Origin of the sequence: Solidesulfovibrio aerotolerans (assembly GCF_009856865.1) — a bacterium.
Classification (GTDB): Bacteria; Desulfobacterota; Desulfovibrionia; order Desulfovibrionales; family Desulfovibrionaceae; genus Solidesulfovibrio; species Solidesulfovibrio aerotolerans.
This window is the reverse complement of the sequence record NZ_WVUD01000004.1, coordinates 140,123-166,419: the sequence shown is the minus strand read 5'-3', so window position 1 is coordinate 166,419 and position 26,297 is coordinate 140,123. Positions and strand designations below refer to the sequence as shown.

General features: G+C 62.3%; 28 protein-coding genes. 15 read left to right on the top strand and 13 right to left on the bottom strand.

Going from position 1 to position 26,297, the window contains the following annotated elements; genetic code table 11:
• Positions 1 to 2: 2 nt before the first annotated feature.
• From GTA51_RS04450 to GTA51_RS04410, 9 genes are all read right to left on the bottom strand, one after another.
• On the bottom strand, positions 3 to 554 hold the full coding sequence (locus tag GTA51_RS04450) for a F0F1 ATP synthase subunit delta (protein ID WP_160959038.1): 552 nt from the start codon (positions 552 to 554) through the stop codon (positions 3 to 5).
• Positions 551 to 1,126 (bottom strand): F0F1 ATP synthase subunit B, encoded by a 576-nt coding sequence (locus tag GTA51_RS04445; RefSeq protein WP_160959036.1) that lies wholly within the window; start codon positions 1,124 to 1,126, stop codon positions 551 to 553. The genes GTA51_RS04450 and GTA51_RS04445 overlap by 4 nt, the downstream gene beginning before the upstream one ends.
• Positions 1,127 to 1,171: 45 nt before the next feature.
• The gene (locus GTA51_RS04440; RefSeq protein ID WP_160959034.1) at positions 1,172 to 1,591 is read right to left on the bottom strand and encodes a F0F1 ATP synthase subunit B family protein; all 420 of its coding nucleotides are present in this window, start codon (positions 1,589 to 1,591) and stop codon (positions 1,172 to 1,174) included.
• Between the two features lie 122 nt (positions 1,592 to 1,713).
• Positions 1,714 to 2,118: a bactofilin family protein gene (locus GTA51_RS04435; protein ID WP_160959033.1), complete on the bottom strand. Its 405-nt coding sequence runs from the start codon at positions 2,116 to 2,118 to the stop codon at positions 1,714 to 1,716.
• A gap of 57 nt (positions 2,119 to 2,175) precedes the next feature.
• The gene (rodA, locus tag GTA51_RS04430; protein WP_160959031.1) at positions 2,176 to 3,288 is read right to left on the bottom strand and encodes a rod shape-determining protein RodA; all 1,113 of its coding nucleotides are present in this window, start codon (positions 3,286 to 3,288) and stop codon (positions 2,176 to 2,178) included.
• Between the two features lie 29 nt (positions 3,289 to 3,317).
• Entirely contained in the window at positions 3,318 to 5,174 is a 1,857-nt protein-coding gene (gene mrdA, locus GTA51_RS04425) for a penicillin-binding protein 2 (protein WP_160959029.1), read from the bottom strand.
• A complete protein-coding gene (locus GTA51_RS04420; RefSeq protein WP_160959028.1) occupies positions 5,164 to 5,634 on the bottom strand; it encodes a hypothetical protein in 471 nt (156 codons plus the stop codon). The genes mrdA and GTA51_RS04420 overlap by 11 nt, the downstream gene beginning before the upstream one ends.
• Positions 5,631 to 6,593 (bottom strand): rod shape-determining protein MreC, encoded by a 963-nt coding sequence (gene mreC, locus GTA51_RS04415; RefSeq protein ID WP_343039459.1) that lies wholly within the window; start codon positions 6,591 to 6,593, stop codon positions 5,631 to 5,633. The genes GTA51_RS04420 and mreC overlap by 4 nt, the downstream gene beginning before the upstream one ends.
• A 154-nt stretch (positions 6,594 to 6,747) precedes the next feature.
• Positions 6,748 to 7,788: a rod shape-determining protein gene (locus GTA51_RS04410; RefSeq protein WP_160959026.1), complete on the bottom strand. Its 1,041-nt coding sequence runs from the start codon at positions 7,786 to 7,788 to the stop codon at positions 6,748 to 6,750.
• A 110-nt stretch (positions 7,789 to 7,898) separates the two neighbouring features.
• Here GTA51_RS04410 and mnmL point away from each other — a divergent pair, with 110 nt between their 5' ends.
• Positions 7,899 to 8,870 (top strand): tRNA modification radical SAM protein MnmL/YtqA, encoded by a 972-nt coding sequence (gene mnmL / locus GTA51_RS04405; protein WP_160959024.1) that lies wholly within the window; start codon positions 7,899 to 7,901, stop codon positions 8,868 to 8,870.
• Between the two features lie 103 nt (positions 8,871 to 8,973).
• A complete protein-coding gene (gene blaOXA / locus GTA51_RS04400) occupies positions 8,974 to 9,792 on the top strand; it encodes a class D beta-lactamase (protein ID WP_160959023.1) in 819 nt (272 codons plus the stop codon).
• On the opposite strand, the gene GTA51_RS04395 is transcribed toward blaOXA, so the two are convergent.
• On the bottom strand, positions 9,789 to 12,578 hold the full coding sequence (locus GTA51_RS04395) for a PAS domain S-box protein (RefSeq protein ID WP_160959021.1): 2,790 nt from the start codon (positions 12,576 to 12,578) through the stop codon (positions 9,789 to 9,791). The two genes, blaOXA and GTA51_RS04395, sit on opposite strands and share 4 nt — an antisense overlap.
• A gap of 570 nt (positions 12,579 to 13,148) precedes the next feature.
• On the opposite strand from GTA51_RS04395, the gene GTA51_RS04390 reads away from it, so the two are divergent.
• From GTA51_RS04390 to leuS, 11 genes are all read left to right on the top strand, one after another.
• Positions 13,149 to 13,616, top strand: a complete 468-nt coding sequence (locus GTA51_RS04390) for a methylated-DNA--[protein]-cysteine S-methyltransferase (protein WP_160959020.1) — start codon at positions 13,149 to 13,151, stop codon at positions 13,614 to 13,616.
• 94 nt (positions 13,617 to 13,710) lie between these two features.
• On the top strand, positions 13,711 to 14,364 hold the full coding sequence (locus GTA51_RS04385; protein ID WP_160959018.1) for a riboflavin synthase: 654 nt from the start codon (positions 13,711 to 13,713) through the stop codon (positions 14,362 to 14,364).
• Positions 14,365 to 14,375: 11 nt separating this feature from the next.
• Positions 14,376 to 14,795 (top strand): DUF4019 domain-containing protein, encoded by a 420-nt coding sequence (locus GTA51_RS04380; protein WP_160959017.1) that lies wholly within the window; start codon positions 14,376 to 14,378, stop codon positions 14,793 to 14,795.
• 36 nt (positions 14,796 to 14,831) lie between these two features.
• Positions 14,832 to 15,308 carry a VOC family protein gene (locus GTA51_RS04375; RefSeq protein WP_160959015.1) on the top strand — a complete coding sequence of 159 codons (477 nt, stop codon included), beginning with the start codon at positions 14,832 to 14,834 and terminating at the stop codon, positions 15,306 to 15,308.
• Positions 15,309 to 15,418: 110 nt separating this feature from the next.
• Positions 15,419 to 16,066: a hypothetical protein gene (locus GTA51_RS04370; RefSeq protein ID WP_160959014.1), complete on the top strand. Its 648-nt coding sequence runs from the start codon at positions 15,419 to 15,421 to the stop codon at positions 16,064 to 16,066.
• 356 nt (positions 16,067 to 16,422) lie between these two features.
• Positions 16,423 to 17,646, top strand: a complete 1,224-nt coding sequence (locus GTA51_RS04365) for a bifunctional 3,4-dihydroxy-2-butanone-4-phosphate synthase/GTP cyclohydrolase II (RefSeq protein ID WP_160959012.1) — start codon at positions 16,423 to 16,425, stop codon at positions 17,644 to 17,646.
• 48 nt (positions 17,647 to 17,694) lie between these two features.
• Positions 17,695 to 18,165 (top strand): 6,7-dimethyl-8-ribityllumazine synthase, encoded by a 471-nt coding sequence (ribH, locus tag GTA51_RS04360; RefSeq protein WP_160959011.1) that lies wholly within the window; start codon positions 17,695 to 17,697, stop codon positions 18,163 to 18,165.
• 12 nt (positions 18,166 to 18,177) lie between these two features.
• On the top strand, positions 18,178 to 18,654 hold the full coding sequence (gene nusB, locus GTA51_RS04355) for a transcription antitermination factor NusB (RefSeq protein WP_160959009.1): 477 nt from the start codon (positions 18,178 to 18,180) through the stop codon (positions 18,652 to 18,654).
• A 31-nt stretch (positions 18,655 to 18,685) separates the two neighbouring features.
• Entirely contained in the window at positions 18,686 to 18,916 is a 231-nt protein-coding gene (locus tag GTA51_RS04350; RefSeq protein ID WP_160959007.1) for a DUF2281 domain-containing protein, read from the top strand.
• A gap of 2 nt (positions 18,917 to 18,918) precedes the next feature.
• A complete protein-coding gene (locus tag GTA51_RS04345) occupies positions 18,919 to 19,314 on the top strand; it encodes a PIN domain-containing protein (protein ID WP_211922425.1) in 396 nt (131 codons plus the stop codon).
• Positions 19,315 to 19,381: 67 nt separating this feature from the next.
• Complete coding sequence (gene leuS, locus GTA51_RS04340) at positions 19,382 to 21,904, top strand: leucine--tRNA ligase (protein WP_160959003.1); 2,523 nt, start codon at positions 19,382 to 19,384, stop codon at positions 21,902 to 21,904.
• Positions 21,905 to 22,180: 276 nt separating this feature from the next.
• Here the strand turns inward: leuS and GTA51_RS04335 are convergent, their stop codons facing one another.
• Entirely contained in the window at positions 22,181 to 22,435 is a 255-nt protein-coding gene (locus GTA51_RS04335; protein ID WP_160959002.1) for a Mor transcription activator family protein, read from the bottom strand.
• 138 nt (positions 22,436 to 22,573) lie between these two features.
• Between GTA51_RS04335 and GTA51_RS04330 the strand changes: the two genes are divergently transcribed.
• The gene (locus GTA51_RS04330) at positions 22,574 to 23,404 is read left to right on the top strand and encodes an XRE family transcriptional regulator (protein WP_160959000.1); all 831 of its coding nucleotides are present in this window, start codon (positions 22,574 to 22,576) and stop codon (positions 23,402 to 23,404) included.
• A gap of 148 nt (positions 23,405 to 23,552) precedes the next feature.
• Here the strand turns inward: GTA51_RS04330 and GTA51_RS04325 are convergent, their stop codons facing one another.
• Both GTA51_RS04325 and GTA51_RS04320 read right to left on the bottom strand, forming a co-directional pair.
• Positions 23,553 to 23,690 (bottom strand): hypothetical protein, encoded by a 138-nt coding sequence (locus GTA51_RS04325; protein ID WP_160958999.1) that lies wholly within the window; start codon positions 23,688 to 23,690, stop codon positions 23,553 to 23,555.
• A gap of 423 nt (positions 23,691 to 24,113) precedes the next feature.
• The gene (locus GTA51_RS04320) at positions 24,114 to 24,671 is read right to left on the bottom strand and encodes a type I restriction enzyme HsdR N-terminal domain-containing protein (RefSeq protein WP_160958997.1); all 558 of its coding nucleotides are present in this window, start codon (positions 24,669 to 24,671) and stop codon (positions 24,114 to 24,116) included.
• Positions 24,672 to 24,771: 100 nt separating this feature from the next.
• On the opposite strand from GTA51_RS04320, the gene GTA51_RS04315 reads away from it, so the two are divergent.
• Positions 24,772 to 26,277 (top strand): dynamin family protein, encoded by a 1,506-nt coding sequence (locus tag GTA51_RS04315; protein WP_160958996.1) that lies wholly within the window; start codon positions 24,772 to 24,774, stop codon positions 26,275 to 26,277.
• The last annotated feature ends 20 nt before the right edge of the window (positions 26,278 to 26,297 follow it).

Sequence of the window (26,297 nt, the reverse complement as noted above, 5' to 3'; positions counted from 1 at the left end):
CCCTACTCACCCCTCTTGATTTGTTCTTTCAATATTTCAAGTTGGGCGCGAAGGCTCGCGTCCAACACCTTGTCGCCGACCTTGAGGACTACGCCGCCGATGATGGCGGGGTCGACGGCAAAAGACAGCACCAGCTTTTTGCCGGACTGTTTCTCAAGCTTGGACTTGATTTGATCCTGGCGGGCATCGGCGAGGGCAAAAGCAGTCAGGAGCTGCCCGCGCATAACGCCTTCCGACTCGTCCAAAAGGGTCCGGTAGTAGGCGGACACTTCCAGCACGTAGGGGAGGCGTTCCTTGTCAGCCAGAAGCGACAGGAAGTTGGCGACCATGGGCTTAAGGGCCAGCTTGCCGACCACCCCGGCCAGCACCGCTTTCTTCAAATCGGCGCTGATGATGGGGTTGGCAAACACCTTAAGCAGATCCGCAGACGTCTCAAGGACGGAAGCAAACGCCTCCAGATCCTTGCCGTATTCCGCCGGGGCCTTTTTGCCGGCCTTCTTGGCCAGCGCGAAGAGCGCCTTGGCGTAACGGCGCGCGACGATGTTGCCGGTCAATTGAACACCACCTTGGTTAAGTATTCATCCACGAGCTTGTCCTGGTCCTTGGCGGTCAGCTTCTTTTCCAGCGAAGCCTTGGCCGCGGCGATCACGGAATCGGCAAGCTGGGCACGAAGTTCCTGCATGGCCACCCGAGCTTCGGCAGCGGCGGCGGTGGCAGCCTGCTCCTTGATCTGGACGGCCTTGGCTTCGGCGGCGGCGACGATGGAATCGCGCAACGCTTCGCCCTGGCGGCGATACTCGGCTTCAATGCGGGCCTTTTCGCTGGCCAGATCGCTGATGGAAGCCTCGATCTCACCCAACCGCTTGGCCGCATCGGCCTTGCGGCTGTCGAGGTCGGCCAACTGGTTTTCGATGGCTTCGCTGCGTCCCCGGAAAAAACCGACCATCTTTTTTCCGGCCAGCTTGGCGATGACGGCGAACACCAGCACGAAGTTGATCACGCGGAACAGGAAATCCTTCCAGTTCAGTCCGTGAGCCTCCGCAGCCCCTGCGTCGCCCGACGCGTAGGCACATGCGGCCACGCCGAGCACCAGGGCCACTGTGGCGATGAGGTGGAGCCTTTTCAATTGAACCCTCCCTTTCCTTGAGAAATCCACGAAAATCCTCGGGCCTTAAGCCGCCAGCACCCTGGCCACGGCCTTGGAAGCCAACCCCGACACCTTGGCCTCAAGGGCCTTTTTCGCCGTAGCGGACTGCGAGGCGATCTCCGCCTTGGCGGCCTGTACGGTGGCAACCGCAGCAGCGCCGGCAGCCTCAAGCAGTTCCTTTTCCTGGGCCTGTCCCTCGGCCTTCATCGCCATGCGCCCGGCCGTTGCGGCCACGCGCGCGGCATCCAGAGCCGATTCGTAATCCTTGAGCTTGGAGCTGGCCGAGGACGCGAAGGACTCGATGCCTTCCATCTGGGAAGCGACGAGTTCAGCCCGTTTTTTGAGCACCCGGCGGATGGGTCCGATGAGGATGACGTTGAGCAGGATCAGGATGAGCACAAAATTGACGAGTTGGACGAAAAACGTGGCGTTTAAGTCAATCATCGTCGCCTCCGGGAGGTTGTGAAAATTTTTGCAAAGTCAGCAAGCGGCAGTAGCCGATTTGAACTGGCCTGTCCAGCCCTTTTTGACAAAAACCGTAACGCCGTATGTGGCGTCAAGCCCCGCTACGCCTTACGATCCGGCTTTTGTGAAGTTTCGGGCGAAGTTCCTGCGGCCAGGGCCGGCGGGTCGGCCAACACCTCGTCCCGGCCCATGGACACCAGCCCGTCCAGGCGTCCGCCCTCGTCCACGACCAGCGACGGCGTGCACACCGAACCGACCACACGCCCCCGGGCATGCACCGCCACCGACGCCGACGCCGACACCTCGGCCGCCACGAAGCCGTCGCACACCAGCCGGCCCACGGTAATGCGCCCGGCCACCCTGGCCTGGCTGCCCACCACCAGGGTTCCTGACGAGACGATTTCGCCTTCGAATTCGCCGTCAATGCGCACCACGCCGCCAAAGGTCAGCCGCCCGACAAAGGACGTCCCAACCCCTAGGAAGGCGTTGATGTCGTGTTTCCCCAAAAGACCCTCCGACTGCCGGCGCGCTCTTTGCCCCGTTTGCCGCAAGATCCCGCCGCGCTAGTTCTTTTTGAACAGATAGCGACGCATGGAAACGTTGACGACGATGCCCACGAGGGTGAAATTCACAAAGGTGGCGCTCCCCCCGTAGCTGATAAACGGCAGAGGGATACCAACGACCGGCATGATGCCGAGCACCATACCCATATTGATGAGGATTTGCCAGAAGAAATAGAAGAATACGCCCGCAGCCAGATAGCTGCCAAAGCGATCTTTGGCATTTTTGGCTGTGGAGTAAAATTGCAGCAAAAACAGGCAGAAAAGCGTCAAAAGGACAATGCCGCCGATAAACCCCCATTCTTCGGCAAACACTGCCACGGCAAAATCTGTATGCTTTTCGGGAAGATAGCGCAACTGGCTTTGGGTACCTTCCAAAAAGCCCTTGCCCCACATCTGGCCCGAACCGATGGCGATCTGGGACTGGATGATGTGGTAGCCGGCCCCCAGCGGATCGCGCTGGGGATCAAACAACGTCAGAATGCGCCCCTTCTGGTAGGGCTTGAGGAAAAACCAGCCGCAGGGAATAAGGATCGGCCCGGCAACGGCCAGCGTCTTAAACACCGGCCCGGTCAGGCCCCGGTAGAGGATCAGCCCGGCCACCAGCAGCAGGACGTTAAGGCCCGTGCCCAGGTCCGGCTCGACGATGATGAGCCCGGCCACGGGCAGCGACACCACCAGGATGCCGGCCAGATCCAGCCAGCCCAGGCGTTCGGAGCGTTTGGACAGGATCTTGGCCGCCAGCAACAGCATGGCGATTTTGGCGATTTCACTTGGCTGGAAAGAATAGCCGCCAATGGGCAGCCAGCGTCTGGCCCCGGACACGGTCTTGCCGAAAATGAGCACCAGCACCAGCATGACGGTCATGACGATCATGAGCGGCCAGGCAATGGTGGCCAGATACTTATAATCAAACACCACCATGGCCAGCAGACAGAAGAGTCCGGCCAGACCCCAGATGAGCTGCTTGTTGTAAAAGGGCTGCAGCGACAGCTCATCGCCCATGCGAAAGCCGCTGGCGGAATAGAGGTTGAGCACCCCCACTCCAAACAAAAGCGCCGTCAGGCCCAAAAGCGGCCAGTTCACGCACAGGATGAGTCGTCTGTCAAAAGGCATGCGTTCCCAGCCCCCGGGTTAGAAAAGGTCTAATCGCCGACGTCGGCCGGGTCCGTTGCCGGAGTCGGGGCCGGGGCCGCAGCTGCCGATTTGGCGGACCGGGCCGGGGCCGAGCCGAAAAGCTGTTCGAAAATCTTGCGCACGATGGGGCCGCTGACTTCGCCGCCGTGCCCGCCGTGTTCGACCAGACAGACCACCACATAGGTTTTGCCGTCCTTGCGGCCCCAGCTGGCCACCCAGGCGTGGTCGCGCTGTTCGTAGGGCATCTGGGCGGTTTTCTGGCGCACGTCGGCGTTTATGAGCTTGACCACCTGCGCCGTGCCGGTCTTGGCCCCGGTGACCACATCGGAACGCAGCAGGGATTTGCCCGTGCCCTGCTCCACCGTGGTCACCATGGCATCGAGAATGATCTGGCGGTCGGTGTCCTTGACCGGCAGCGTGGCGTCCAGGCGGGGCGCCTCGGTCTGGACCAGTTCGGGCTTCATGAGCCGGCCGCCGTTGACCAGGGCCGACAGATACCGGGCGATTTGCAGGGGCGAGGTCAGCACGTAGCCCTGGCCGATGGAGGCGATGACCGTCTCGCCCTTGGACCAGGCTGCGCCAAAACGCTTGCGCTTCCATTCCTTGGACGGAATCAGCCCGGCCTTTTCATGGGGCAGGTCGATGCCGGTGCGCGCACCAAAACCGCTGGCCGTGGCGTAGTCGTGCAATCGATCGATGCCCATGCGGTCGCCGAGTTTGTAAAAATAAATATCGCAGGAGTGCACCAACGCGCCCCGCAGATCCAGGGCACCGTGGCCGCCCTTTTTCCAGTCGTGGAAATCGCGGTTGCCCACCCGGTATGTCCCGGGACAGGCCACCACGTCGCCCGGCCGGATAAGGCCTTCGGACAGGCCGGCGGCGGCCATGAGCAGCTTAAACACCGAACCCGGCGGGTACACGCCCTGGGTCACCCGGTTTTGGATGGGATGGCGCGGGTTGTCGCGCAGTTCCCGCCATTTGTCCGCCGGCACGCCGAGTACGAACATGTTGTTGTCAAAACTCGGCTGGCTGACCATGGCCAGCAGCTTGCCCGTGTCCGGCTCCATGACCACGATGGCCCCGGCTTGCCCTTCGAGCAATTTGGCGGATTCGCGCTGGAGATTGGCATCGATGGAGAGCTTGATGTCTTTGCCGGCCTGGGGCGGTTCCAGAATGGCTTCGTTGTGCTGGCGGCCAAAGGCGTCCACCTCGACCTGCTTGCGGCCCTTGGAGCCGCGCAGTTCGTTTTCCAGGGTCAGTTCCAGCCCCTGCTTGCCCACGGAATCACCCAGCGAGAGCTGGGGATTTTTTTCCAGTTCGTCCTCGTTGGCTTCGGCCACATAGCCCAGCACATGGGACATGAGCTCCCCGGTGGGGTAGTAGCGCTTCTGGCGGATAACGATTTCCAGCCCCGGATAGAGCATGGCGTTGGCCTCGATACGGGCCAGGGCCTCAAAGGGCAGATCGGTGCTGAGGATAAGCGGCTCAAAGGGTTTGACCCGTTTTTTGCCGCGCTTAAACGTTTCCGTGAGCACATGCTTGTCCACGCCCGTCCACTCCGACACCTTGGTCAGGGTGGCATCCACGTCCTCGCAGTCCTCGCGCACCAGCCCCAGGGCGAACGAGGGTTCGCTGAGCGCCAGGGGCAGGCCGTTGGCATCGACGATGCGTCCCCGGGCCGAGCCGATAAGCACCTGGCGCAACTGATTGTCCCGGGACATTTCAGAGAATTTGCTGCCCTTGTGCACCTGCAAATACCACAGGCGCAAGGTGAACAGGCAAAAAAGCCCCAGGACCAGGGCCTGGAGCAGGATCAGCCCGGAACGCGGCGCATGTTGTTGGGGAGAATCGCTTTCAAGCCGCATGGCGGTTTTCCGGAAGATAGTGGTGGATCAAATACAACAGCCCCCACTCGATGGGAAAAATTAAAGCCTGCTGGGCCGACTCGGTGAGCAGGCGTTCCATGGGTATGGACCAGTCCTGGAGCAGGGCCATGACGTTTATCAAAAAGAAATGCATTGCGCCAAGGCACGCCCCAAGAATGAACATAAACAAAAAGTTGCGGGCCTCAAAGAGCCAATGGCCGAAAAAATAGAGTCCGGCCAGGGCGCCATACCAGAGAATCCCGGCCCCAAAGGGCATGGAGCCGGTGCCTTCGTGGATAAAAAGCCAGATAAAGGCCAGCCACACCGGCACGGTCCACTTCTCCTCCTGCATGGCCAGGATAAGGCCGGGAGCCAGGAAGTCCACCCCGGGGACGAGGTTTTGCAGCCAGACCCCAAGCAGGGTCACCAGGGACCAAAAGACGATGTTGGCCGGTCTCATTGCCCTGTGGTCCGGGCCGGCTTGCGGCGTTTTTTCTCGGCGTCGGCCGGGGCGGCATCGCGTTTTTTCGGGGCCTCGACGGGCTTGGCCGGGACCGGCTGGGGAGCCGGAGCCTGGATGACGGGGGCCGGGACCGGCGCGCCCTGGCCTGGAGCCGGGGGAATGGCGGCCGGCGTCTTGGGGCCTTTGACCGGCTTGGCCAGCGGCACGGCCCCGCCCGGCGGCGTGACCAGCGGCGTGACGGGCTGCGACACCACCGGCACCGGCGTTGCCGGCGCGCCCGTGGCCGACGTAAGGGCCGTGGCCTTAAACAGCATGGCCACTTCTTCAAGTTGCAGCGGCGCAAAAAGCGGCACCGCCGCAATGAGCTGGAACAGCGACGAGCCGGACCGGCCGATGGACGTGACCCGGGCCACGGGCAATCCTTTGGGAAAAATTTCTTCCAGCCCCGAGGTGACGAGGATCTCGCCTTCCTCGATGGGCGCGCCCTGGGCCACGTACAGCAAGGTCAGTTCCTTGGACGGCCCTTCGCCCTTGATGATGCCCTGGGTGCGGTTTTTCTGGGAAACCACCGGAATACGGCTGTTGGGATCGGTAATGAGCAGGACGGTGGCCGCTGTGGGCGAAATGCGCAGCACCCGGCCGACAACGCCGTCCGGCGAGACCACCGGGGTGTTGACCGAGACGCCGCGCGCGCTGCCCTTGTCGATGAGAAACGTCTCCAGGGCCGCATTAGGCCCCAGGCGATGGGAAATAATACGAGCCCCCTGGCGCGTCCAATCAGCGGGTGGCGTCATGGACAACAGCTGGCGCAGGCGCTCCACTTCCGAGGCGCTTTCGCGCAGCTCGGACAGCTCCTTTTTCGCGGCCTCAAGGTCCGAGAGCAATTGGTCGTTTTGCTGCCGGATGCCTACGAAATACAGATAGCGGGACCAAAACGACGAAACCTGTCCGTGCACCCATTTTCCCGGGGTCAGTGCCCACCTGGTAAATTCCAGTCCGGTATGACTCGCCAGTGTATCGACGTAGCCGGTTCGGATGTTCCAGGTAAAAAGGCCCAGGTAAAGAAAGAGGACAACGAGCAGGCCGACCGCGATCCGCTGTGGGGAGGGTTTAATCTATCGTGACCTCCTTGAGCACGTCTAAGTTGTCCAGAGCCCGACCGGACCCGAGAACAACCGTCGAAAGAGGGTCATCGACAACAGTGATGGGCAGCGAAGTCTCCTCGCGCAGGAGCTGGTCAAGGCCGCGCAGGAGCGCGCCGCCGCCAGTCAACACGATGCCCCGGTCCACAATGTCGGCCGCCAGTTCCGGCGGCGTCTGTTCCAGGGCGATACGCACCGCCTGGACAATGCTGTCCACCTGCTCGGAAATGGATTTCTGCACTTCCTCGGAAGAGATGGTGATGTTTTGCGGAATACCCGTCACCAGATCGCGGCCTTTGACTTCCATCTCCCCCTGGCTGGTGGAGTGGTGGGCCGAGCCGACCTGGATCTTTATCTGCTCTGCCGTGGATTCGCCGATCAGCATGTTGTACTTGCGTTTGACATATTGCATGATGGCTTCGTCCATCTTGTCGCCGCCAACACGCACCGACTTGGAATAGACCACGCCGGACAAGGAGATGACCGCCACTTCCGTGGTGCCGCCGCCGATGTCCACCACCATGTTGGAGGTGGGTTCCGTAATGGGCAGATTGGCTCCGATGGCCGCAGCCATGGGTTCCTCGATGAGGTAGACCTCACGGGCTCCGGCGCTCTGGGCCGATTCCTTGACTGCGCGTTTTTCCACCTGGGTGATGCCGGTCGGCACGCAGATGATGATCCGGGGCCGCACAAGGCGCCGGGAGTTGTGCACCTTGGAAATAAAATGGCGCAGCATGGCCTCGGTGACCTCGAAGTCGGCGATGACGCCGTCCTTCATGGGCCGGATGGCCACGATATTGCCGGGGGTGCGGCCGAGCATGCGCTTGGCCTCAAGGCCCACAGCCAGCACCTTGTTGCCGCCCCGGGGGTCCTTTTTGACCGCCACCACCGACGGTTCGGACAAGACAATGCCCTTGCCCTTGACAAACACCAATGTGTTGGCCGTCCCCAAGTCAATCGCCAGATCGTTGGAGAAAAGCCCTAATATCCTATCCAAAATCCTGGACATACCGCCTCGCTTGCCGCAAAATCGGCCTATACGCTCTCGCGCAGACGCGTTGTGTTTGCCGATTCATCCCGCGTTGTCAACGGTTGATTTACCGATCCGGAAAAGCCGCCATGCCGCCCCGTCTCCATACGCTTTCCCAGGCCTTGCGAGCCGTTTTCGGCCGGCGGGCCAAAAAAATTCCTCTGGATGCGGGGAGTTCCTGCCCCAATCGGGACGGGACGCTCTCCCTGGGCGGCTGCCTTTTTTGCAACGCGGCCGGATCGGGGACGGGATTGCACCTTAAAGGCTTCGGCCTTTTAGCGCAATGGGCGGCGCTGACAGGACCGGCCCGAAGACGCGGTGAAGCCCTGCTCGGGTATCTGCAATCGTTTTCCAATACTTACGGCCCACCCGAGCGCCTGGCCGCCCTGCTGGCCGAGATGGCCACCCTGCCCGACATCGCCGGCCTGTGCCTGGGGACCCGGCCGGACTGCCTGGATGACGCAAAAATAAGTCTGCTCGCCGCCGCCCCACTCGGCCACGTGCGCCTGGAGATGGGCCTGCAATCGGCCAACGACGCCACCCTGGCCCGCATCAACCGGGGGCACACGGCCGCTACCTTCGCCCGGGCCAGCCGCGACGCTGCTGCGGCCGGACTTTTTGTCACCGCCCACGTCATGGCCGGCCTGCCCGGCGAAACCGTTGCCGATTTCCTGGCCACGGTCGATTTCCTCGCCACCCTGCCCATCGCCGGGGTCAAATTCCACAACACCTTAGTCGTTGCCGGCTCGGGGTTGGCCGGCCTCTACGCCGCCGGCGGCTACGTGCCCATGGCCCGGGAAGACTACGTCGCCGCCGTATGCCAGGCCATCACCCGCCTGCCGGCCCATGTCGCCATCGAACGCCAGAACGCCGATCCCGCGCCCGGCGAACTCGTCGCTCCGGCCTGGGCCGCCGACAAACAAGGGATTTTGCGCGAGATCGCGGCACGCCTGGAGCGCGAGGATATTTGGCAGGGGATGGGAATGGAAAGAGAACGAGAAGAGGAAGATAAAGAGTGCCTCCGGCGGCCGGGGGGGATAATCCCCCCCGGACCCCCTTGATAGGAGAAGTTTTTCAGGGAGTTACTGGCCTTGGCGAGGAATTTCCAGGCGCACTTCTTCAAAAAAAACAGCAACCAATTGTCGCCACAGCGAGGCAATCACCATGCGCTACGCCGCCCTGCTCCTCGGCCTGCTCCTTTTCACCGCCCCGGCTGCCCGGGCCGACGCCGGCGACGCCGCGCCAACGCTGGTCGAGCGGCCGGACTGGAAAACCCATTTCGACGCCGCCGGGGTCAGCGGGACCATGGTCCTCCAGAAAGACGGCGCGCCCCAAATACTCGTCTACGACGCCAGCCGCGCCGCAACCCCCTTCCTGCCCGCCTCCACGTTTAAAATCCTCAATGCGCTCCTTGCCCTGGACTGCGCTGCCGTCACCGGCCCGGACGAGGTCTTTGCCTACGACGGCAAGCCCCGGTTTCTACCCGAATGGAACGCTGATCTGACGTTGCGCCAGGCCTTTGCCCTGTCCTGCGTGCCGGTCTTTCAAGAGATTGCCCGACGCGTCGGCCCCGAGCGCATGGCTGCGGGCGTCGCCGCTGCCGGCTACGGCAACGCCGACATCGCCGGCGGCATCGACCGTTTTTGGCTGGACGGCGCGCTGCGCATCTCGGCCTTGCAGCAAATCGAATTCCTTACGCGCCTGAACCGTCGCGAGCTGCCCTTTGGCGAAACCGCCGTCGCGACCGTTTTAGAGCTGATGCTCGTCGAACAGAGGCCGGACGCCGTCCTTCGGGCCAAGACGGGGCTGACCGGCCGCGTCACGCCCGGGGTGGGCTGGTATGTCGGGCTGGTCACGCGCGGCCCGGATACCTGGTACTTTGCCCTGAATCTTGCAATTCCCCGGCCCGACGCGGCCCAGGCCGTCGTCCCTGCCCGCAAACAGGTGGCTCTGGCCATTTTGCGCAGCGAGGGAATCTATTAACCAAGGCTTGGGTTGACCGTAAGCGCCTGCGCCGGCTCCAGCTCAAACCCGATGACGCAAATGTCGTCGCGCCGGGTTTCCTGGCCGCGAAAGGCCTCAATGGTTGCAAAAATGGCCTCGCCGTGCTCATCCAAAGGCCTGTCCTGCAAGGAAGCCAAAAGGCTGACAAAACGTTTTTTCCCAAAGCTGCGCCGGGGGCTGCCGCCGCTTTGGCCGATCTGGTCGATAAGCCCGTCGGTGGTCATGTAAAAGCGCTGGCCCGGGCTGGCCGGGACCGTCTGATTGGCGAAGGAGGCATCAAGGGAGACGAACCGGTAGCCGATGCCTTTGCGATCCCCTTTGACCAGATCAATGCCCTCGCCGCCCGCACAGAACAGCTGAAAATGCGCGCCGGCAAAAACCAGCGACTGCCGGTCCGGGGCGATGTAGCAGACGCCGAGTTCCAGGCCGTCGTCGGAACCTTCCCCGGCCCCGAAATCCAGATCCTGGCTGAGCACCACTTTCACATACCGGTTCATGAGCGCAATCAGTGCCGCCGGATCGCCGGGCGCGACCTCGCTTACGGCCCTATCCAGGGCACCGCTGGCAATGAGGGTGATAAACGCCCCGGGCACGCCGTGCCCCGTGCAATCGGCCAGGATAAACAGCACCCCCTCGCCCCAGGTCCGCACCCAATAGATGTCGCCGCCGACCACGTCGCGCGGCTCCCAGACCGCGAAATGCCGGGGCACAAGTTCGCGGCACTGCTCCGGGGTCGGCAGGATGGCGCGCTGGATGCGGCTGGCATAGCGGATGCTGCCGGAGATGATTTCCATGGCGCTGTGCAAACCGTCCTGAGCCTTTTTGCGCTCTGTTGCGTCCAGGCCAATGCGCAACACCCCTTTGGGCTTGTCGGTAATGTCATCGCGGATGACCTTGTTGGTCCAGCTTATCCAGACGCGCCGCCCGTCTTTGCAGATATTTTCGCTCTCAGTGCTGGCATAGTCTTGGGGATGCTCCCCGATGTCACCGAGCAGCGTACGCAAATGCCGCCTTTCGCCGTCCTCGTCGGCAATGATCGTGCCCACAATGGACCGCCCAACGACTTCATCTGCGGCATAGCCAAAAAATGCCAGCGCATATTCATTAAAAAAAGTGATCGTGCCGTCCATGTCCAATTTAAGGATTATGCTGCTGGCGCTCTCGACCAGTTCCCGGTACTTGCTTTCGCTTTGCTTGATACGATGCTGGGCTCGCATGCGTTCCGTAACATCGCGGAAATCTTCAATGGCCCCGACAATTTCTCCATCCGGCGTGGTGTAGGGGGTGATGTTGACTTCGCAATAAATCGGCATGCCGTCCCGATGCCGGCGAAGACTCAACTCCTCTATCCGCTCTTCGCCCTGCAGTATGCGGCTTAGGGGGCATTGCTCCGTGTGGCAGTCGTCGCCGGCAAACAGGTCGTAGCACTTGCTTCCTGTCAGTTCTTCCCGGGGGTAGCCACTCAGTGCCACAAAGGCATCATTAACTTTTAAGACGTTGCAGTCCTTGTCAATGACCCGCATCCCACCCGCTGCCGTATTAAAGATCTGGGTCATCTCCGTCTGCGCGCTGCGGATGGTCTGCTCGGCGCGCTTTTGGTCGGTGACGTCATTTTGCAGGCAGACATAGCCCAGGCGGCGGCCGTTCTCGTCCATAACCGGCGTGACGACGCTGGCAGCGTGATACAGCGAACCGTCCTTTCGTTTGTTGACGAACTCACCGGCCCAGGACCGCCCGGCCAGGAGACTTTCCCAAAGTTCGCGGATGGTCTCCTTGGCAGTCAGTCCGCTGGAGAGCAGCTTGGGGTCGTTGCCCAGGGCCTCGTCCGGGCCATACTGGGTCGAGCGCTCGAATTGCGGATTGACCCAGCGGATCTTGCCTGCCGCATCGGCCATGATGACGGCCAAAGGGCTTGTCTCCAGGGCCGTGCCCAGAAATTTGAAGCGCTGTTGCGCCTGCCGGTGCCGCTTGCGACCGTCTACAATCACGGCGGTCATGAGCGTGAGCAACAGCGTCAACCCGCCGCCGGCAATGCCGATGCCGGCCAGCAATCCCGGCGGATTGACGCGCGAGGTGTTCCACAAGGTCACGATGCGCCAGTCACCGGCCGGATCACCCCAATCAAACGGGGTTTGCTCAATGCTGTAGCGCGCGCCCCCGAAGTCGGCTTCCTCGCCGGAAAGCGCAATCGGGAGCGGCGTGGGTTCGTTGGTCTCAAAATATTTGCCGAACTGCTTGAGTCCCCGGATTGCTTCCAGCCGGGCCGCGTCGGCTTTGCCGGCAATGGCGTACAGCCAGTCCTCCCGGCTTGAGGCAAAAACGATCCCCTGGGGCGACAACAACAGCGCGGCATCGCCGAACTTTTTGAGCATCTCGTCCAGGGAATCCCCTGGGGCCTTGGCCAGGACGACGCCAATGACCGACGATGTATTGGATGTCGTTGCATACAGCGGCGCGGCATAATACAGGCCGCGCTCGGAGGTATTGTTCCCGACGGCGGCGTAAATACTGATATGGCCGGCCATGGCCTGTTTGAAATACGGCCGAAACGCAACATTTGTTCCTGTGGACGACCTGCCATCCGTATCGTGCATGACCACAACACCGTCGGAATCGACAAGATAGATGCCGTCCAGATGGAAGCGTTCCCGCAAAGGCTTGAGCGTCTCGCGGGATTCGATCAGCGCGCCCGCATCGCTGCCGTTTTTTGACACAGCTTGTTTTAAATCAAGCTGGTTTAAGCCATTGGAAATGACAGCGCCCATCAATTGGCTGTGTATTGTATGCGACAACAGTTGTTTCTCAAGACTTTCGCTTTCTTTCTGAAATGCGCTCTTATAAAATGAAACTCGCATCATCTTAGCGATATAAACAGAAGCCGCCCCAACGATGAGGGACAACAGCAGGCAGGCAAAAAAAAGAACCCAGCCAATCTTCATCTTCGGCTTCACTCTATTCACTGCCTTCCTCCACCACCGAAAGGGCGCGCAACCGTTTCTGTGCAACTTTTGCATGTCACAGAATCGGCACAGTAACCTATCCTATGATTTACGCACGCAAAAAACAAGAACTCAATCGCTTGAAACATTACCGGATTGCCCGTTTGCCCCGGATCAAACCGGCCCAACCCACCCGGCAGAAACCAGGATGATGGCAAGGCCGGCCAAAATAGCCTACAACAAGCGCCATCCCACCCCCATTGCGGGGGTCCGGGGGGATGATCCCCCCGGTGGGTCCAGGGCAAAGCCCTGGTGGGGTCCGGGGCAAAGCCCCGGTGGGGTCCGGGGCAAAGCCCCGGCCGCCGGAGGCATACACACCACGGAGGCGCACACGCCATGTCGATTTTCACCGAGACATGTCTGGCCGGGCCGTTGGCTTTGGAAATTGTTTGGAACGACGCGGCCGTTACCGGCCTCAAACTGACCTGGGCCGAAGGCAGGCATCGGGAGATACGCACGCCGGCCGGCGAGGCCGTGCAGGCGGCCCTTGAGGCCTATGTGGCCGGCCAGGGCTGCACCTGGCCGCAGCTGCCCTATGCCTGGGACGGGGTGACGGATTTTTCGCGACAGGTGCTCACCGAACTGGCCGCGGTGCCGGCCGGGCAAAAGGTCAGCTACGGCTGGCTGGCGGCCAAAGTCGGCCGCCCCAAGGCGGCCCGGGCCGTGGGCCGGGTCATGGCCGGCAACCGCTTTCCGCTGCTCTACCCCTGCCACCGGGTGGTCGGCACCAGCGGCGCACTCACCGGCTTCGGGCCGGGCATCGACATGAAACAATACCTGCTGCAACTCGAAGGGACTGTGTAAGTCGAAGACCGGGCGCTGCCCGGACCCGCCAGGGGGATCATCCCCCCGGACCCCCGAAAGGGGGCGAGTGATGCAGGGCGAGGATAGGTTTTCTATGTTTACGGGACTGGTTATGGGGTTGGGGCGGATTGCGGCCGTTGAGGCGCGCGGCGACGAGACGCGGTTTCGCATCAAGGCGTTGTTTGCGCTGGAAAATATCGTTCTGGGCGAATCCATTGCGGTCAACGGCGTCTGCCTGACCGTGGAAACGGCCGGGCAGCGAGAATTTAGCGCCTATGCCTCGGGCGAGACGCTGTCGTGCTCGAACCTCGGCGCGCTAAAAATCGGCAGCACAGTCAATCTGGAGCGCGCCCTGGCCCTGGGCGACCGCCTGGGCGGCCATCTGGTGTCCGGGCATGTGGACTGTCTGGCCAAGGTTGCATCCGTGACGCCGGCTGGACAGTCTGTCAAATACAGAATAACGTTTCCCGAAGAAAATTCGATGTTCGTTGTGCCCAAGGGATCGGTGGCACTCGACGGCATCAGCCTCACGGTCAACGAATGCGGCGACGGTTTTTTAACCGTCAACATCATCCCGTCCACCCAGGGAGCCACGACCATCGCCGGCTGGAAGCCGGGCGTTGTGGTCAACATGGAGACGGACATGCTCGGCAAGTACGTGCTGCGGATGCTCGGCCCCTGGAAGGACGCCAAGGCCGGGAAGCAGTCGCAGATTTCCGAGGCTTTTTTACGGGAACACGGGTTTTAAGGAGCCGCCCCATGAACCTTCTCGTCACCCTTGTACTGTGCGCTGCGCTCTGCCTGCCCGCGGCAATGGCCCGGGCCGCTGACAACGAGGAAGCCCCGGCCATTGCGGCGGCCACCAAATGGCTGGCCCTTTGCGACGCCGGCAGCTACGCCGACAGTTGGCAAGAAGCCTCGTCCTTTTTTCGAGGGGCCATCACCGAAAAAGCCTGGGCCGACACCCTTACCGGCATCCGAAAACCCCTGGGCGCGGTCAAAGACCGCACCCGGCAATCCTCCATGCTGACCCGGTCCCTGCCCGGCGCACCCGACGGCTCCTACGTCGTTTTGACCTACCAAACCGAGTTTGCCAACAAGGCCAATGCCCTGGAAACCGTCACTTTCCTGCTGGACAAAGACGGCTCCTGGCGCGCCGCCGGCTATTTCATAAAGTAACCTCCACCCCAACGCGCCGCCAAAGGAGCACACCTCATGCCCATCGACTACCGCAGCGTGTGCCTTTTTGTGGCCGACATGGACCGCGCCCGGGGCTTTTACGAAGACGTGCTCGGCCAGACGCCGGTCCATGTGCTGGCCGGTTACGTCGCCTATCCGCACTTCTGCCTCTGGGCAACCGAGACCGCCCGGCGCATCGTCTTTGACGAGGAACCTGCTGCGCCGCACGGTCCCATGGGCCGCGACAACCTGGAGCTGTATTTCGAGGACGCCGCCATCGAAGACGCCTTCGAGCGCGTCATGGCCCGGGCCGAGATCATCCACCCGTTAAAAAGCGCCCCCTGGGGCCAGCGGGCCTTTCGCCTGCGCGACCCGGACGGCCATATCATCGAGGTGGCCGAACCCATGGACGCCGTCATCCTGCGTCTGCACGAGCGCGGCCTTGGCGTGGCCGACATCGCGGCCGCCAGTATGATGCCCGAGGAATTTGTGCGCGCCGTGCTTGGCGGCTAAACCGCCTTCGCAGCCCAGGCAAAAAAAGTTGCGATATTCATTATCCGCCCCCTAATCTCCCGCGTTCGTGCAGCCGATAAAGTTATCGTAGGAACGCAGGAGGGGGTGTCATGGACGTCGCAAGCCTTTCCCTCACAGGGACAAGCCTTCATTCCTCGCTGCTGCAGACGCAAAAACCCGGACAAACAACCGCCGCCACAGCCGTTGCCGCCCAATCGGACTTTGCCCGGACGGACAATATGCTGTCAGGCAACTTCGTTAAAACGAATTTTGAGCAGTCCAAATATCTGGCTTCCAGGTTGGACAGCTACCAGACGGAAAAATCCTTCAGCAACAGCATGAATTCCATGCTCACCGATTTGACTGCCCAGCTTGCCGTGGCTGCTTCACGCTCGGGCGCGTCAATATACGTCGCCGCCACCATCAACGCGCACAAGGCGGACAAGAGCGTCAGGCAACTCGTCGATCAGCAGGTTGCCCAGACATCCCAGGCCAGCCTTGACGCCACCCGCGACGACCTCGAAGCCCGCGCCCAGGCCGCCACCGACGGCTCGACCGCCACGGACGCGACCGCAACCGGCGGCGAAGCAGCCGTCGTTTCCACCACCGCCGCAGTTACTGCTTCCGCTGATACCGCAGCTCCGGCCACGACCGGCGGGGAAACGCCGACGACGCAGACGCCTTCTGCGCCGACCGCCGCCGAGGCACCTGCCGCGCCTGCCGCCGCGCCGCGCCCCAGCATAGATATCCAGGTCTAAGGGCCGCGTGGCCGGGGGGAAGATAGAAGAGCCTCCGGCGGCCAAAGGGGTGGCCCCTTTGGAATCCCTCCTGGAAGGCAAGGATTTATGGGGGCCAGGGTGTCGCCCCCTGCCGCAACCCAAAAATAACTTCTCCAATTGCAGGGGTCCGGGGGGATCATCCCCCCGGCCGCCGGAGGCCTCTTCTGTCTTCCCTTCTGTCTTCTCTTCTGCAAAAATCTGCTATTCCGCACTGCTTGCCTTGCCAGCTCCCCTGAAGTAGAGTGCGCCCCCTTTGCCCCGGCCCGAACCGGGTCTTTGGTCTTTCCCCCATGGTGCCGATCGCCCCAGGCCGGCCCGAACGAGGTACACCCAATATGCACATCACCCCCATCGATGAAGCCATCGAGGAAATCCGCGCCGGGCGGATGATCATCCTCGTCGACGACGAAGACCGCGAAAACGAAGGCGATCTCACCATCGCCGCCGAAAAGGTCACCCCGGAAATCATCAATTTCATGGCCACCCACGGCCGGGGACTCATCTGCCTGCCCCTGGCCCCCAACCTCGTGGACCAGCTCGGCCTGCCCATGATGACCGATGACAACAAGTCGCCCTTTGGCACCGGCTTTACCGTGTCCATCGAAGCCAAGGTCGGCGTCTCCACCGGCATCTCCGCTTTCGACCGGGCGACCACCATCCTCTCGGCCGTGGCTGAAGGGGCCGGGCCGGACGATCTGGTCACCCCGGGGCATATTTTCCCGCTGCGCGCCCGGGACGGCGGCGTTTTGGTGCGCGCCGGCCAGACCGAAGGCAGCGTGGATCTGGCCCGACTGGCTGGGCTTAAGCCCGCTGCCGTTATCTGCGAAATCATGCGCGATGACGGCAACATGGCCCGCATGCCGGACCTCATCGAATTCGCCGAGAAGCACGGCATCAAAATCGCCACGGTGGCTGATCTGATCCGCTACCGTATGCGTTTTGGCCACACCTCTGTCACCAAAGTGGCCGAGGCCACCCTGCCCACGGCCTTTGGCTCGTTTAAAGCCATCGCCTTTGAGGCCAGTTCGGACAACAAGACCCACATCGCCCTGGTCAAAGGCGATATTGTGCCCGGCGAACCGGTGCTCGTGCGCGTGCACAGCGAATGCCTGACCGGCGACGTGTTCGGCTCGCTGCGCTGCGACTGCGGCAACCAGCTGCATCAGGCCATGCGTATGATCGAGGACGAAGGCAAGGGTGTCATCCTCTACATGCGCCAGGAAGGCCGGGGCATCGGTCTTGGCAACAAGATCAAGGCCTACGCCCTCCAGGATCAGGGTTTTGACACCGTGGAAGCCAACTTGAAGCTTGGCTTTAAGGCCGACTTGCGGGAATACGGCACCGGCGCGCAGATCCTGGTCGAACTGGGCATCAGCAAGATGCGGCTTATGACCAACAATCCCAAAAAGATCGTCGGTCTGGAAGGCTACGGCCTGGAGATGGTGGACCGGGTGCCCATCGAGACCTGCCCCTGCTCCGAAAATACGTGCTATCTCACCACCAAGCGCGACCGCATGGGCCATATCCTGACCCTGCCGGATTGCGGCCAGACCAAGTAGCGCCACGACGCCAAACCAATCGACGGACAACCGTCGGGGAGAATCGCCATGCTGCACGTAAGCACCATCGAAGGCCAGCTTGACGCCAAGGGACTCAAATTCGCCCTGGTGGCCGGACGCTTCAACGACTTTATCACCGAACGCCTGGTCGGCGGGGCCGTGGACTACCTGACCCGCCACGGCGGCGACCGGGCCGACATCACCATCGTGCGCGTGCCGGGCGCCTTCGAGATTCCGCTGGCCGCCAAAAAGCTGGCCACCTCGGGAAAGTACAACGGCGTCGTGTGCCTGGGCGCGGTCATTCGCGGGGCCACGCCGCATTTTGATTACGTGGCCAACGAATGCGTCAAAGGGCTGGCCCAAGTCATGCTCGACACCAACGTTCCTGTGGGCTTTGGCGTCCTGACCGTCGATACCCTGGAGCAGGCCATCGAGCGGGCTGGCAGCAAGGCCGGCAACAAAGGCGTTGAGGCGGCAGCCGCCGTGCTGGAAATGGTCCGTGTCCTGGAGCAAATCTAACCAAAGCCCACTATGCCAGAATCCGAAGAGAAAAAGCCGGCTTCCCGCCGCAAGGCCCGCAAGCAGGCCTTCGAGTGCCTCTACGGCCTTATTTTCGAGTCCGCTGTGGACGAACGCTCGCTTTTGCGGGTGTTTCGCCACTGCCCCCACGACGTGGCCGAGGGCGACGACCCGGCCGGCCAGCAGTTCGCCTGGGAACTGGTCCTGGGCGTGTGGCAGAACCAGACCGACATCGACGCCCTGGTCGTGCGCTTTTCCAAGAACTGGAAACTGGCGCGCATCGCCAAGGTGGAGCTGACCATTTTGCGGCTGGCCGTCTATGAAATCCTCAAACGCCCCGATATTCCGTTGCGGGTTTCGCTTAACGAAGCCATCGAACTGGCCAAGCGCTATGGCGATGAGAACTCGCGCAACTTTATAAACGGCATCCTCGACGCCATCGCCAAGGCCGTTGACAGCGGCGAGTTCGAGATACAAAAAGACCTGTAGCTACGAACCGCGCGCGTCGGAGAAACTGGCAATGAACATCGAAACCGTGCTGGCCGACCTCGTCGCCCTGCCGCCCCAGGCCCAGGAAGAGGCAGCCGATTTCATTGCCTTTTTACGGGCACGCCATGCTGCGCCCGGGCCGGCCGGCCCGGACGCGGCCGCCGACGCGGCGGCCTTTTGCGGCCTGTGGCGCGACCGGGCGGACATGGCCGACGCTGCGGCCTGGGTTACCGCGCTTCGCCGGCAGGAATGGACTCGGTAACCGTGGCTGGCGTTGTCGTCTTCGACACCGACGTGTTGATTGATTACGGACGCGCAGACGCGAAAGCCATGGCCGTGCTTGAGGCGGCACGCGCGGCGGCAAGACCGGCTGTCAGCCTCGTCACCTCGCTGGAACTCCTGGCCGGCTGCAGGGACAAACAGGAACTCGCCGTACTCGACGCCTTTATGGCCACATTTCGGCTGATTCATTTTGACGGCATGATTTCCAAATGCACCCAGGATCTTATGCGCCGCTACCGGCTCAGCCATGGGCTTCGGATGCCCGCCGCCATCATTGCTGCCACGGCCCTGACCAACGGCTGGCCGCTCATTTCCAAAAACCAGAAAGACTACCGGTTCATTGAAGGCATCAACCTGCCGCCATACCCCGGTGTGTGATGATCTGACCGCGCTCGGCCGTCTGGAAGCGCCGAATAATACCTTTCCCGTCAAGGAGCATTTCCCCATGAGCAGATATGTGCCCGAGGACGTCGAAACCAAATGGCAACGCATCTGGGAAGAGGGCGGCCACTTCCATGTGGAAGCCGACCCGTCCCGGCCCAAGTACTATGTCCTGGAAATGTTCCCCTATCCTTCCGGGCGCATCCATATGGGCCATGTGCGCAACTACTCCATAGGCGACGTGGTGGCGCGGTTTAAGCGTATGGAAGGCCACAACGTGCTCCACCCCATGGGCTGGGACGCCTTTGGCATGCCGGCGGAAAACGCCGCCATAAAAAACAAGCTCCATCCCGCTGCCTGGACCATCTCCAATATCGATTCCATGCGCGTCCAGTTACAGCGCCTGGGCTATTCCTACGACTGGCGGCGCGAAATCGCCACCTGCCATCCCGGCTACTACGTCCACGAGCAGCGGTTTTTCCTGAAATTCCTGGAAAAGGGGCTGGTCTACCGCAAGCATTCGCCCCAAAACTGGTGCGAAACCTGCGGCACGGTGCTGGCCAACGAGCAGGTCATTGACGGCTGCTGCTGGCGCTGCGACCAGTTGGTGGTGCAAAAAGATCTGGAACAGTGGTTTTTGCGCATCACCGACTACGCCGAGGAACTGCTGGCCGACCTGGACAAGCTTGTCGGCGGCTGGCCCGAGCGCGTGCTGACCATGCAGCGCAACTGGATCGGCAAGTCGGTTGGCGCGGAGATCACTTTTCCGCTGGCCGCGCCCCTTGGCGGCACCGACGGGGCCGACGGCATTACGGTCTTCACCACCCGGCCGGACACCCTTTTCGGGGCCACCTTCATGAGCCTGGCTGCCGAGCATCCCCTGGTGGCGAGCCTTATTGCCGGCAAGCCCCAGGAAGCCGCCGTCACGGCCTTTGTGGACAAGGTCCGCAACCTCGACCGCATCGTGCGCTCGGCCGATGATCTGGAAAAGGAAGGCGTTTTTACCGGGGCTTACTGCGTCAACCCGGCCACGGGCCGCGAAATCCCCATCTACGTGGCCAATTTCGTACTCATGGGCTACGGCACCGGCGCGGTCATGGCCGTGCCGGCCCACGACCAGCGCGACTTCGAATTTGCCCGCAAGTACGACCTGCCCATGCAGGTCGTCATCCAGCCCGAAGGCGCGACGCTTAACGCGGCAAGCCTGGAAGCGGCCTACGTCGATCCGGGCGTGCTCGTCGCCTCGGGCGAATTTAGCGGGATGCAAAACGAGGCGGCCAAGAGCGCCATCATCGACTGGCTCGACGGGTCCGGGCGCGGCAAAAAGAGCATCAACTACCGCCTGCGCGACTGGAACATTTCCCGCCAGCGCTACTGGGGCGCGCCGATTCCGGTCATCTACTGCGAAAAATGCGGCATCGTGCCCGTGCCGGATGTCGATTTGCCGGTGGAACTGCCGCGCGATCTGGCCCTTATGCCGGATGGCCGCTCGCCGCTGCCCCATGCGCCGTCGTTTACCGACGTGGCCTGCCCCCTGTGCGGCGGCAAGGCCCGGCGCGAGACCGATACCCTGGACACCTTCTTTGAATCGTCCTGGTATTTCGCCCGCTACGCCTCGGCCCGGGAGCAGGATCGGCCCTTTGATCCGGCCGAACTGGCCTACTGGCTGCCGGTTGACCAGTATATCGGCGGCATCGAGCACGCCATTTTGCATCTGCTCTATTCCCGCTTTTTCGTCAAAGCTCTGCGCGACTGCGGTCTGATCGCCTTTGACGAACCTTTTGCCAATCTGCTGACCCAGGGCATGGTCATCAAGGACGGCTCGAAGATGAGCAAGTCCAAGGGCAATGTGGTGGACCCGGATCTCATGATCGGCAAGTACGGGGCCGACACGGTGCGGGTGTTTATCCTCTTTGCCGCGCCGCCGGAAAAAGACCTGGAGTGGAGCGACACCGGCATCGAAGGTGCCTCGCGCTTCCTGTCGCGCCTGTGGCGGCTGGCCACCGAAGAACTGGCCGGCCTGCTGACCCCGGTTGCGCCCTGCGCCACGGCCGAGAGCCTGGGCCTGGACGGGCTGCCGCCCCTTTTCGCCGAACTGCGCCGCCGCGAACACGCCACCGCCGCCAAGGCCGGGGCGGATATCCGCGAACGCTTCCAGTTTAATACCGCCATTGCCGCCGCCATGGAGCTGGTCAACTTCCTCTATGCCAATGTCGAGGCCCTGCGCGCCGAGCCCAAGGGTGCCAAGGCCGTGTCCTCGGCCGTTGGGACGCTCTTGGCCGTACTGTCACCCATCGCCCCGCACATCTGCGAGGAGTTGTGGCAGAGCCTGGGGCACAAAACGCTTTTAATTGAGCAGCCCTGGCCGGCCCACGACCCGTCGGCCCTGGTGACCGATACGGTGGATATTGTGGTGCAGGTGTGCGGCAAACTGCGCGGCAAGATCAGCGTGGCCCGGGACGCGTCCAATGCGGACGTGGAACGCGCCGCCCTGGCCGAAGTCAATGTGGTCAAACACATCGAAGGCAAGACCATCCGCAAGGTGATCGTGGTGCCGGGCAAGCTGGTCAACGTGGTGGCGAATTAGCCCCCACGTTGTGTGGGTGGGAAGAAAAGGCAGAAGATGCCTCCGGCGGCCGGGGGGGATCATCCCCCCCGGACCCCCTGAAAGGGAGAAGTTTTTTAAGGGGTTGCAGGGCAAAGCTGCCGCGACGGCGGGTGCCCCGGAACACCTTGAGAAGAGAAGTCTTTTTCAATTGGCTCTGGGCGCTGGCCGGCACCTGGCCGACTGCGCCAAGCGCCCAAACGAAACCGCCAGGACCGGTTGGTCCTGGCGGGTAGACGGGCTGGGCCGTTGCCTCGGTTAGTGGGTTGTGAACAAAATGCGCCGCAAATGCCTGTCTGACAGCCCGTACAGATCGCGCAGGGCGAAAAGATCCGCGCCAGCGCGGTGGCGTTGCCGGATTTCGTCGTCCCGCCGGCGTTTTTTGGAAAACGTCCCCTTGGGGATATCCAGCCTGCACCCGCCCCAGGCGGCAATCAGGGCGTCCAGTGCGGCCCGGGCGGCTTCAGCCCCCAGACTTTGCGCCAATGTGGTCTCCAACTCGGCTTCACGCATCGCAACCGTCTCCGTGGTCTTTGGGTGGAACAGCGGCCTTGTCTGACGGCATAAATATTCCTGCTAGGAATATTTGTCAAGAATAATATGCCAAAAAAGGAATGGACATTTTCTCCCGGCCTGGGGCACAGTTCGACCATGATCAGACGCGATAACTTGCTGCCTCCCCAGGAGGACGGCCCGTTTCGCACCGAGGAAGACCAGTATTTCTGGCGAGCCCTGGTGGAATTGGCGGCCATGGAGGAAGCCCAGCAGGGTGATCTGGCCGCCTTTGTTGGCGTGAGCCAGGGCTATGTGAGCAAGATTCTGGCTGGCAAGCAGGTGCCAAAGCCCCCCCTGCGCCGCCGATTTGCGGAATTTTTCGAGCTGTCCTACGAAGAGATGGTGTCCCTTGGCCGCCAGCGCCTGGAGGCCTTGCCCTACCCGGCCGACGGACCGCCGTCCCGGCGCTTCCAGGTGCGTGAACCGGCCTACGGCGGGGCTGATGCCGCCAGCAAAGGCGGCGGGGATTACGCTGCCCTGCGTTCCATTTTGCGCGGTCTGCGGGCCAGGGAGACTCGGGAAAGCAACTATACCGAGGTGCCGCTGCGCGAAGCCACGGCCTCCATGGGCGGAGGGTCCACCGAAACCGGCGACCGCACGCTCACCTACCTAAGCTTTCGCACCGAATGGATCCGTTCCAAGGGCAACCCGGAATATATGACCGCCATCCGGGCCTTTGGCGACAGTATGGAGCCCACCATCGCCGACGGCTCGGTGGTGCTCATCGACGAAGGCCGCCGCCAGTTCGTGAAAAACAAAGTCTATTATCTGCGTTACAACGGCCAGATGTACATCAAGCGCCTTATCGACGCCGGCGGGCAACTCGGCATCGCCTCGGACAACGACAGCAACGTGTTGCTCGTGGCCGATGCCGATGATTTTGAGATCATCGGCCGCTGCATCTGGACCGCTCGGGAATTAGACTGATTCCATCCTCAGGCATTTTAGGAATATTATTCCAAAACTGACGCGCTGACAGTATGCGACCCAGGTCGCCTGCCGGCGACAAGGCCACGCTGCCCCTGTGGTCGCTGGCCTCTCCGGCCGAGGTCGGATGGTCGTCGGTGTCGTCGGCCTAAGCCCGGTTGGCCAATCCGCCCAGAGAGTTGGTTGCGGCGGTGCGGGTGGCGATGTTGCCGGCCGCGTCCCAGGCCAGTAGATCCACCCGCAGCCGTTCGCCCAGCCCAAAGAAAGCAAAAAAAGCACTGGACACCGTTACAACCCGGACTTATATTTCAGCTGTGTCCTTGATGAAGGTTGTTTGCAACTTCAACGGGGGTGATGCCATTGGGTGAATCAGAAGTCGGACAGTCCTCCTCGCCGTAGAGCACTTGCAGGCCAGCGATACAACGGAATCCTGGCAAACTCCACGTGTGGTAAACACGCGCTCTACTTCTTGAAGTCGAGGCAGTCACATTAACCCATTTGTCATTTTCATAGCGCAACATTACTGGCCCCGGCTTTTGCAGTCGGGGCCTTTCTTTTTTTGCATTTTGAGGTCTGGCGAAAGGTTGCTCCGTGGTGCGCCAAAGTTCTTGGGGCAGGGCAAAGACTTCCGGGCCACGCCGCCCGTACGCCGAAACAGCGCAGCCCCCCCCCACCATGTGCCGGTAACGGCGTCGCCCCCCCCTCGCCGTCAGGCCTTGGCTTTGGGGCGGCAGGCCCCCTGGCAACAACCGCCGGACAGAAATTCGCTGTAGGCAAAAAGAATGCGCCGCTCCCGGTCCAGGGCTTCGTCGGACAGCGGTGCCATGGGCGCGGCCAGATCAGCCAGGGCGGCATAGGCCGGCACGGCCCGCATGCCCCGGCCCAGCTCCCGGCCGCTGGCCACGTCGAGCAGCACGGCCTCGCGGGTGTCGGTGACCAGGGCCAGCGGCACCGGCCCGCCGTCGTAGACCCTGGCCGCGGCCAGGGTCTCGCGAAGGTAGGTGCCGGGTTCGCCGGAACAAAAAATAATGAACAAGAGCACCCGACCAGCCGCATCCGTGGCGGCCAGATCGACCATGCGGGTGTAGAGGCTCCCCGCCGCCGGGAAACACACCCCGACCTTGGGCTGCAACCGCTCCCGGGGATAGCCCTTTTCCTCCACCAGCAGCCGGGCCAGACCTTGCCGGAATTCCTCGTACGATGTCTCCTCCAGCTCCTCGCCGGTCAAATAGTCGCGGATCACGTTGCCAAGCGATTCTTCGTGCATGGGGAGCCTCCGTTGCGGCGTTGCGGTATCTGCGTCAGGCTTCTCGACGAATCCCGAATCATTTGATAGAGAAGGCCACTCGATTCGGCCAGGGGGCGGCATGGAAGACGGCAGACTGCGCGACAGGCTGGCAAGCCTTAAGGAACATCTGCAACTGGAAAACCCGCTGCTGGTCGAAGCGGTGGGCAGTTTCAAAAAGCTCGACACGGTGTGCCGGGGTCTTGGCCTTATCGGCAACGACCAATCCACCATCTCCCAGATAGCCTGGTGGCCGCTCATCTCCATCCTGGGACCGTTTTCCGCCGGAAAATCGACCTTTATCAACAACTATTTGGATATCCCGGTGCAGCAGACCGGCTCCCATGCCGTGGACGACAAGTTCACGGTGGTCTGCTACAATGCCTCAGGCGAATCCCGGGTGTTGCCCGGCACGGCCCTGAACGCCGATCTGCGCTTTCCCTTTTACAAGATGAGCGAGGAACTTGAAAAGGTCGAGCCCGGCGAGGGCGGCCGCATCGATTCCTATATCCGCTTAAAGACCTGCCCCAGCGACAAGCTGCGCGGCATCATCCTCATCGATTCCCCGGGCTTTGACGCCGACGCCCAGCGCACGGCCACCCTGCGCATCACCAACCATATCATGGACCTGTCCGATCTGGTGCTGGTGCTCTTCGACGCCCGCCGCCCCGAACCCGGGGCCATGCGCGACACACTCACCCATCTCGTGGCGGCCACCATCAACCGCCGCGATTCCAATAAATTTATCTACGTGCTCAACCAAATGGACATTGCCGCCCGTGAGGACAACCCGGAAGAGGTCGTGGGTGCGTGGCAGCGCGCCCTGGCCCAGCAGGGCCTCACGGCCGGCAAGTTTTATCGCATCTATTCGCCCTCGGCCGCCGTGCCCATCGACGACGCAGCCTTGCGCCAACGCTTCGAAGCCAAGCGCGACGCCGATCTGGCCAGCATCCACACCCGCATGAATCAGGTGCGGGTGGAGCGGGCCTACCGCATTGTCGGCGAACTGGAAAAGCTGGCCCGGGAGGTCGAGGACACCCGGGTGCCGGAACTGCGCACCATGCTGGCCCGCTGGCGCTCGGGCACGCTCTCGCGCGACGCCGGGCTGTTCGGGGGACTCGCCGCCCTGCTGCTGACCCTCTATCTGCTGACCGGCCATCCTTTCTCCAACGGCGTGGTCCCGGCCTGGCTCGGCTGGGTCTTTGACGAGACCTGGCGGACCCTGATCTTTCTGGCGCTGTGCCTTGGCGGCGCGGGCTGGCTGCATATGCTGGCCCGAAAATGGTCGGCTGCGGCTGTGGCCCGGGCAGTGGCCAAAACCTATCCCTACGGTCCCATCCGCGAAGGGTTGGTGCGGGCGTTTGGCCGCAACACCGCGCCCTGGCGCTCGATCTTTCGCAGCGAACCAGCCGGCTGGGGCCAGAAATACCGCAAGCTGCTCGTCTCGGTCATTGCCGACAGCGAGCGCTTCATCCAGACCTTAAACGACCGCTACGCCCATCCCTCGGGCGTGCCGTCGACGGTTGCGCCCGAGCCAACCGCACCAACGCCGGAGCCGGAGTCCGATTCGGGGCAGCCCCGGGCCTAGACATCCGATCACGACAGCGC

Coding starts and splice junctions, on each gene's coding strand:
- GTA51_RS04440 (WP_160959034.1), bottom strand. CDS start 1,591: ATGATTGACTTAAACGCCACGTTTTTCGTCCAACTCGTCAATTTTGTG.
- rodA (WP_160959031.1), bottom strand. CDS start 3,288: ATGCCTTTTGACAGACGACTCATCCTGTGCGTGAACTGGCCGCTTTTG.
- mrdA (WP_160959029.1), bottom strand. CDS start 5,174: ATGCGGCTTGAAAGCGATTCTCCCCAACAACATGCGCCGCGTTCCGGG.
- GTA51_RS04420 (WP_160959028.1), bottom strand. CDS start 5,634: ATGAGACCGGCCAACATCGTCTTTTGGTCCCTGGTGACCCTGCTTGGG.
- GTA51_RS04410 (WP_160959026.1), bottom strand. CDS start 7,788: ATGTCCAGGATTTTGGATAGGATATTAGGGCTTTTCTCCAACGATCTG.
- mnmL (WP_160959024.1), top strand. CDS start 7,899: ATGCCGCCCCGTCTCCATACGCTTTCCCAGGCCTTGCGAGCCGTTTTC.
- blaOXA (WP_160959023.1), top strand. CDS start 8,974: ATGCGCTACGCCGCCCTGCTCCTCGGCCTGCTCCTTTTCACCGCCCCG.
- GTA51_RS04395 (WP_160959021.1), bottom strand. CDS start 12,578: ATGGGCGCTGTCATTTCCAATGGCTTAAACCAGCTTGATTTAAAACAA.
- GTA51_RS04390 (WP_160959020.1), top strand. CDS start 13,149: ATGTCGATTTTCACCGAGACATGTCTGGCCGGGCCGTTGGCTTTGGAA.
- GTA51_RS04385 (WP_160959018.1), top strand. CDS start 13,711: ATGTTTACGGGACTGGTTATGGGGTTGGGGCGGATTGCGGCCGTTGAG.
- GTA51_RS04380 (WP_160959017.1), top strand. CDS start 14,376: ATGAACCTTCTCGTCACCCTTGTACTGTGCGCTGCGCTCTGCCTGCCC.
- GTA51_RS04375 (WP_160959015.1), top strand. CDS start 14,832: ATGCCCATCGACTACCGCAGCGTGTGCCTTTTTGTGGCCGACATGGAC.
- GTA51_RS04370 (WP_160959014.1), top strand. CDS start 15,419: ATGGACGTCGCAAGCCTTTCCCTCACAGGGACAAGCCTTCATTCCTCG.
- GTA51_RS04365 (WP_160959012.1), top strand. CDS start 16,423: ATGCACATCACCCCCATCGATGAAGCCATCGAGGAAATCCGCGCCGGG.
- ribH (WP_160959011.1), top strand. CDS start 17,695: ATGCTGCACGTAAGCACCATCGAAGGCCAGCTTGACGCCAAGGGACTC.
- nusB (WP_160959009.1), top strand. CDS start 18,178: ATGCCAGAATCCGAAGAGAAAAAGCCGGCTTCCCGCCGCAAGGCCCGC.
- GTA51_RS04350 (WP_160959007.1), top strand. CDS start 18,686: ATGAACATCGAAACCGTGCTGGCCGACCTCGTCGCCCTGCCGCCCCAG.
- leuS (WP_160959003.1), top strand. CDS start 19,382: ATGAGCAGATATGTGCCCGAGGACGTCGAAACCAAATGGCAACGCATC.
- GTA51_RS04335 (WP_160959002.1), bottom strand. CDS start 22,435: ATGCGTGAAGCCGAGTTGGAGACCACATTGGCGCAAAGTCTGGGGGCT.
- GTA51_RS04330 (WP_160959000.1), top strand. CDS start 22,574: ATGATCAGACGCGATAACTTGCTGCCTCCCCAGGAGGACGGCCCGTTT.
- GTA51_RS04320 (WP_160958997.1), bottom strand. CDS start 24,671: ATGCACGAAGAATCGCTTGGCAACGTGATCCGCGACTATTTGACCGGC.
- GTA51_RS04315 (WP_160958996.1), top strand. CDS start 24,772: ATGGAAGACGGCAGACTGCGCGACAGGCTGGCAAGCCTTAAGGAACAT.